The 6,559-nt window shown below is 41.9% G+C and carries 5 protein-coding genes and 1 pseudogene; 3 read left to right on the top strand and 3 right to left on the bottom strand.

Features of this window, described 5'->3' with window-relative positions; translation table 11 throughout:
• The coding region (locus BCT81_RS22265; RefSeq protein ID WP_133152687.1) for an ATP-binding cassette domain-containing protein at positions 1-757 on the top strand (757 nt) is incomplete at its 5' end.
• 220 nt (positions 758-977) lie between these two features.
• Here the strand turns inward: BCT81_RS22265 and BCT81_RS22260 are convergent.
• Positions 978-1,551: pseudogene (locus BCT81_RS22260) on the bottom strand (TetR/AcrR family transcriptional regulator).
• 353 nt (positions 1,552-1,904) lie between these two features.
• On the opposite strand from BCT81_RS22260, the gene BCT81_RS29845 reads away from it, so the two are divergent.
• Complete coding sequence (locus tag BCT81_RS29845; protein ID WP_241908260.1) at positions 1,905-2,237, top strand: dihydrofolate reductase family protein; 333 nt, start codon at positions 1,905-1,907, stop codon at positions 2,235-2,237.
• A 55-nt stretch (positions 2,238-2,292) separates the two neighbouring features.
• Positions 2,293-4,557, top strand: a complete 2,265-nt coding sequence (locus BCT81_RS22250) for an excinuclease ABC subunit UvrA (RefSeq protein WP_102425875.1) — start codon at positions 2,293-2,295, stop codon at positions 4,555-4,557.
• 111 nt (positions 4,558-4,668) lie between these two features.
• Here the strand turns inward: BCT81_RS22250 and BCT81_RS22245 are convergent, their stop codons facing one another.
• Together BCT81_RS22245 and BCT81_RS29050 are read right to left on the bottom strand one after the other, a co-directional pair.
• The gene (locus BCT81_RS22245; protein ID WP_133152686.1) at positions 4,669-5,886 is read right to left on the bottom strand and encodes a hypothetical protein; all 1,218 of its coding nucleotides are present in this window, start codon (positions 5,884-5,886) and stop codon (positions 4,669-4,671) included.
• Positions 5,870-6,469: a hypothetical protein gene (locus BCT81_RS29050; protein WP_133152685.1), complete on the bottom strand. Its 600-nt coding sequence runs from the start codon at positions 6,467-6,469 to the stop codon at positions 5,870-5,872. The genes BCT81_RS22245 and BCT81_RS29050 overlap by 17 nt, the downstream gene beginning before the upstream one ends.
• Positions 6,470-6,559: the final 90 nt, after the last annotated feature.

Genomic DNA, 6,559 nt, shown 5'->3' with positions numbered 1-6,559 from the left:
TGAAGTTCAGTTCGCTGAAGAGAAACTCGACATCAACAAGCCGCTTGATATTACGTTCTCAAACGTAACGTTCAATTACCCTGATTCTGAGCGCAGTGTTCTGAACGCTGTCGACCTAACGATTCCTGCAACGAATAAGGTCGCAATTGTGGGTCAAACGGGTTCGGGTAAATCGACACTGATTCAGCTTCTAACTCGCTACTGGGATCCTAAGAAAGGTTATATCTCTATCGCGGGCATTGAACTAACACAATGGAACGAATCACAACTGCGTGAATCGATCAGTGTGGTCAGCCAGCGTGTCGACATCTTGAATGGCAGCCTACGCGACAACCTGTTGATTGCGAAACCAGATGCTAACGATGAACACCTAGCTAACATCCTTAAAGACGTTGGCCTAGAAAAGCTACTTGAGAATGATGGTCTTAATAGCTGGTTAGGTGACGGTGGTCGTCAACTGTCTGGTGGTGAGAAGCGCCGTGTTGGTATTGCACGTGCCATTCTTCATGATGCCCCTATCCTGCTGCTTGATGAGCCAACCGAAGGCCTAGATAAGCAAACTGAGCAGAGCATCATGGCACTGTTTGAGAAGCATTTTGAAGGTAAGACAGTTATTTTCATTACACACCGTTTGATTGGTCTGGAAGCGATGGATTCTATCGTTCTGATTGAACAAGGTGAGATTGTAGAACATGGCTCTCACGAGACACTGTTGAACGAACAAGGACGCTATTTCCAACTTCGTCAGGCAATCTAGTCGCTTCATCGATGACAAAGAAACTTCCAAAGCCCGAGTTTATACTCAAGGCGTTCTACTAATTTGTTGAAATTAGCGTAAGAAGAAGGGAGACAGCGTCTCCCTTCTCTTTTTTATGCAATTTGTAGTATCTCAAGCAATATATCACCATTCTTTTCCGACCCAATACAATGATGCTCGCAAACAAGAATGAAGATATACAAGCAATACCAACTCATTACTAATTTGCCTTGTTAACATTTTCCAGAGCAATGCAATACATATCGAGGGGCCCTTCAAGCATTCCTACATTCAGCGTCGATAGGCTGTCACTACAATTTAACGCAAGTGCATAACCATGAAGGTAATCGACCAATAGATCCAATGCATTTTTTGCTGAATCAGCATCTAGATTCAATGGCTCTATAACAACATGGAATCACTCAATAAATACAGCAGCAGGGCTTGTAGAACTCATAGTGAGGAGCGTTTCTAGTAATCCGGGATAATTGTTTAGTAAAGTTAAGTAGCTACTACATAATTCATTTAGCTCTAACTTCCAGCTATCACTTACCTTCGGTTCATAGATGTCTTCTATCAATGAAGTGGTGATCGCCTCTAATAGTGAATTTTTATTGCTGAAATAATGGTAAATCGCCATTGCATCAACATTTAAACTTGAAGCTAGCATTACGAATGCTAGGGATTTTCCCTTCTTCTTGCATCAATGTCTTAGCCATATCCATGATAGCTTGTGTACTAAGTTGGCTGCCCGAGCCTTTTGGTCGCCCGCGTTTTTTCTCCTTGACAGACATTCTCCCTCCTCGCTAGACTAATATTAATTTCTACGCTGTAGAATAATTATAACCGATGCTGAACTTGAAGCCAAGGGATGAGCTATAGCTAGTTCCGCATAACTCAGAAAGAGATGAAAATATTAAATGTTCTGTATATATCGCAACCAGTGTAGATGGCTTTATTGCTAAAAAAGATGGCAGTGTTGACTGGCTGCATACGGCTGGAAATTCTGAAGCAGGTTCGGCTGATCCAGCAGATATGGGCTGGGCTGAATATATGGCCTCTGTTGATTGCCTGATTATGGGGCGTAAATGTATGGAGGTGATTTCAAACATGAATCTGGGGGCCAGAGCAGTGGCCGTATGGTGATATGCGAATCATTGTACTGAGTAACACGTTGAAGGAAGCTCCAGATAACATGAAAGATAAAGTCGAGATGTATTCTGGCGATCTTCATGCGTTGGTATCTAAGCTCGAAAGCGAAGGACATCGGCATGCCTACATCGATGGTGGCACCACTATTCAAGCTTTCATTAATCTTCAATTGATCAATGAAATGACCATTACACGAGCCCCTGTGTTATTAGGTGAAGGTATTCCGCTGTTTGGTAAAACGATTAAAGACATCAAACTAGAGCAAGCACAGGCGACTGCTTTTGCTAACGACTTTGTACAGGTGAAGTACACGGTTAATTATCAATAAAAGCCTCTGATTCATTCCACCATAAACGACAACTGACTTAAGATATTTACAACTCATGAAAAGCATCAATATTATTAACGCAAGACAAAACAACCTTAAGTCAGTGGATATTCAAATCCCACGCAACCAGATTGTCGTCTTTACTGGTGTTTCGGGCTCGGGCAAATCATCACTAGTGTTTGAAACCATTAATGCTGAAGCTCAAAGACAGCTTTACGACACACTGGGTACTTACGCGCAAAGTCATTTACCTAAAGTCCCTAAACCGGATTGCGATCTTATTGAAAATATCTCCCCTGCTATTGTGATAAAGCAAAAACGTAGCTTGGGAAGTTCGCGATCAACAGTAGGAACAACAACCGAGATTTACACCTATTTACGTTTACTGTTTTCTCGTATCGGAACACCTTTGATTGGTGCTTCGAGCCATTTTTCCTTTAACTCTCCAGAAGGTATGTGCCTGAGTTGCAATGGCACAGGGCAGATTATGGATATTGATATCGATAGAATTCTTGATACGAGCAAGTCGCTAAATGAAGGGGCGATTTTGTTCCCTGACTTTAAAGTTGGTGGTTGGCAGTGGAAATATATTGCTTTAGGTGGGCAATTTGATTGTGATTTACCCGTTAATCAATTTACGCAAGAAGACTATCAGAAACTGCTTTATGGTTTTGAAGAAAACATCGCTCTCAATACTGGTGATTTGGGATTAGACATTACATATGAAGGCGTAATTGTGAAAATTAACCGCCTATATGTACACAAAAAACAAGATACGTTATCTAAAAAGAAAAAGCAGATCATCGAGCAGTATTTGTCCGTTCAAGATTGTCATACTTGTCATGGAGCGCGTCTAAATCAACAAGCCCTGAGTGTTAAAATCAACGGCTACAATATTGATCAAGTCTCGCATTTTGATATCGATCACCTAAAGCAGTTTGTCGATGCGATTGATGAAGCTCATGCCCACACCATCATCGAGCAGATCGATAATAAGATCAGCCACCTTATTGATATTGGTCTGGGGTACTTATCACTGTCTCGTGACATATCAACACTATCTGGCGGTGAAGCACAGCGTATTAAACTCGCGAAGCAGCTTGGCTCTAGCCTAACTGAAATGCTGTATATTCTTGATGAGCCAAGTGTCGGCTTACACCCGAAAGATGTTCATCACCTCAACAATCTATTATTCAGCTTGCGAGATAAAGGCAATTCCGTGTTGGTGGTTGAACATGATCCCGATGTAATAAAAATTGCCGATCATGTCATAGACGTTGGCCCCAAAGCGGGGCTAAATGGCGGTCAGATTGTGTTTCAAGGTACGTACCCTGAGCTATTAACATCAGAGGGTGCCACTGGAAAACTGTTAAGCCAAAGCATTTCGCTTAAAAGCCGTGTACGGCAAGCCCTCAGCCATTTTGAGATAAAAAATGCGACGGCGAATAACCTTCGCAATGTGAATGTGAATATTCCCAAAGGGATCATGACTTGCGTCACGGGTGTTGCTGGTTCGGGGAAAAGTTCGCTTATTCATCATGAATTCCTATCCCGTTACCCCGATGCGATTGTGATTGATCAATCGGCTGTTGGTCAGTCTGAGCGTTCAAACGCGGCTACCTATACTGGGTTGTTTGATGAAATTCGTAAGGTATATGCGAAAGCCAACAATGTAAAACCTTCAGTTTTTAGCTTTAATTCCGAAGGAGCTTGCTCACATTGTAAAGGGTTGGGTTTTGTTGAAATGGAAATGGCTTTCCTTGATCCTATTCGTACCCAATGCAGTGAATGTGAAGGAAAACGCTATAATGAGGCGACCTTGAAGTATCAGTATCAAGATTTGAATATTGCCGAGTTACTCGAACTCACTATCGATAAGGCAGTTGGGTTATTCAACCAAGAAAAGATAACGAAAAGAATTAAGGTGCTGCAACAAGTAGGCTTGGGGTATTTAACGATGGGTCAACCATTGGCCTCTCTTTCTGGCGGAGAGTGTCAACGAGTTAAGCTTTCAAGTGAGCTGCATAAAACAGGTAATGTGTATGTGCTAGATGAGCCAACAACTGGGTTACATATGTCTGATGCCAATAAAATTATCGAAATCCTTAATGAGTTGGCTGCCAGAGGAAATACGGTGATAGTCATCGAGCACAACCTCGATGTGATGACACAAGCTGATTGGATTATCGATATCGGCCCAGATGGCGGTGAGAAAGGAGGACAACTCATGTTTGAAGGTACACCGAAAGCGCTGATTGAAGAATCGGATTCTCATACAGCAACATATTTAAAAAGCCATGTGACGCCTCAGAACTGCTGATGTATTATTACCCGCTGAACTAGCGTAAAAATCTAGCTCAGTTGTTCCTGAGTGTTTTTCTTAGACAGCTTCAATTATGGTTCGCTATGAGAGCGGAAGTAAGCCAGAAGTCTAACGATCAAAGTAGATAATCTTCTCAAAAGATACCTTCCCTTTTGCTAACCCTAGGCGCATCGCAGGTGTTTGTTTGTCTTCTGTGTCATTGTGTATGTAGTTGTAAAACAACCTAAAAAGCTCTGATACCTTGATAAGCATTGATGGGTTGTAAACGCTGTAACCATACCACACCCTCCTTGAGTTAGCCCCAGTAGAGAACGGTCTTTCTAGTATGTTGACCCGCCTTCTTGCCTGCATAAAGAACCTGTCGATACCATGTAAGCTTGCTCGCTTATAAAGGTTTACTTGATGATCAATTGTATACCGTAAGATATTCGTTAACGCTGCAACCATTTTTTCAGGCTCTGATTTGGTAGCGAATGGGTACTTCAACCAAAGCTCCTTGCCATGATTGCACCTCTTCATTAACTCCATCTCTTCAATGATAAGCGATTGTATTGCTGCCTGTTTTTCTGCGTAAGATAAGGATGTGTAGTTTAACCCTAGCTTCTCTTTTACCTTTCGATGGCTCTCTCTTATCAAGATGCGTTTTTGGTCTACTGTCAAATCCTTGGTGGCTTTGACATAGAAAGCATCGGCTGTACCTGATTGTATTCGTTGCTTAAATGCAGTCATGAATGAATTTTTAATGCCTGTTTCCTGATCTAACGAGAATCGAACTTTCTCAACATTCCGCAACAGATCATTAAGCAGAAGAAAATGACTGTACATGGTGTACTCGCTATGAACTAGCATTCCATTGGCTGGCGGTTTAACAGTGCCATCTATAATTTCGCTGGACTCAACATGCTCCCTGTCGCTTTCAATGAGGTATTTTTCTTCGATTTCGCCCTCTAATGAGCCTTGTGACCGTTGTTTTCTAGCTGAGCGGGACATCGCATCTTGATAATCTCGCTCTAACCATAATCTGGCATGTTTACGAAATGGGGTTTGATTCTTGTAGTCATTTAGCAAGATAGTTTCCCTCTCCACAGCCTGTGCATTGAGCGAGGGGTCAAAATTGAAATGCCAACCAAACACATAGCTAGAATTATTATCTGCCGTACCCAAAGCAAGGAACTCAGTGTTCCTTTTATCTTCCCGACTGATCCAGGTACTGACCTGTACCTGCCTGTCGGTACTTAGGTAAAGTCTTTCAGCATTGCATTTTTCAATGAGCTTTCTTTCTCGCTCTTGAACGAACCCAAGAGCTTGCTCATATAACCAGTCCACTTTGTGGTAGAAGGTTGCTGGTGATATATCCAGAATCTCGCAGCAGCGCCTGATAGGCACCTTTGTTCACCAGTAACTTAAAGAGGGTTTTGTTGATTTCAGAACGGTTTTGTCTTCTTCGTTTTGAACCAGTAGAGAACGTTTTGCGACAAGATTTACATTGAAATCTTTGAGAACCATTGGTTTTGCCAATTTTTGAATAAGACTTAGGGCTGTCAGTAATTGAAACAGAATGATTGTCACACTCTGCATTTGGGCAGGAATAGTCCTTGTCACTTAGGTATGATTTGAGCCTTGTGTACTCTTCATGTATACCTAAGTTGCTCTTAATGGGCGTAATTTCCCCACACCCTTTGCACTTCAACCCCGGCAAACCTTTACCAAGGCCACTAATGGCGTAGTGGGAGTCCCGTTTACTATGTTGACTTTTGTTGTTTGTGGATTTATCTTGCTGATTCCTTTCAGAAATCATCCCGAATTGGTCACAGTTTGGGTTCTTGCATGTATTGACCTGAATGCCTTTATGAGCATGAGGTATCTTCACACTTGATGTTGATGACTCTTGGCAAGATTTTTTACCCATAAAAAATGACCCATACCATTATAACTAGCTGTATTATAGGTCATTTTCATAATTAGGTCGCGAATTTCAACAAATTAGTAGAACGCCTTG

It is taken from the genome of Vibrio sp. 10N.261.52.A1 (assembly GCF_002876325.1).
GTDB classification, from domain to species: domain Bacteria; phylum Pseudomonadota; class Gammaproteobacteria; order Enterobacterales; family Vibrionaceae; genus Vibrio; species Vibrio chagasii.
This window is presented reverse-complemented; position numbering and strand designations above follow the sequence as displayed.

Bases quoted from the DNA above. Each gene is read 5' to 3' on its own strand.
- BCT81_RS29050 (WP_133152685.1), bottom strand. From the start codon at position 6,469: ATGGGTAAAAAATCTTGCCAAGAGTCATCAACATCAAGTGTGAAGATA.
- BCT81_RS22250 (WP_102425875.1), top strand. From the start codon at position 2,293: ATGAAAAGCATCAATATTATTAACGCAAGACAAAACAACCTTAAGTCA.
- BCT81_RS29845 (WP_241908260.1), top strand. From the start codon at position 1,905: ATGCGAATCATTGTACTGAGTAACACGTTGAAGGAAGCTCCAGATAAC.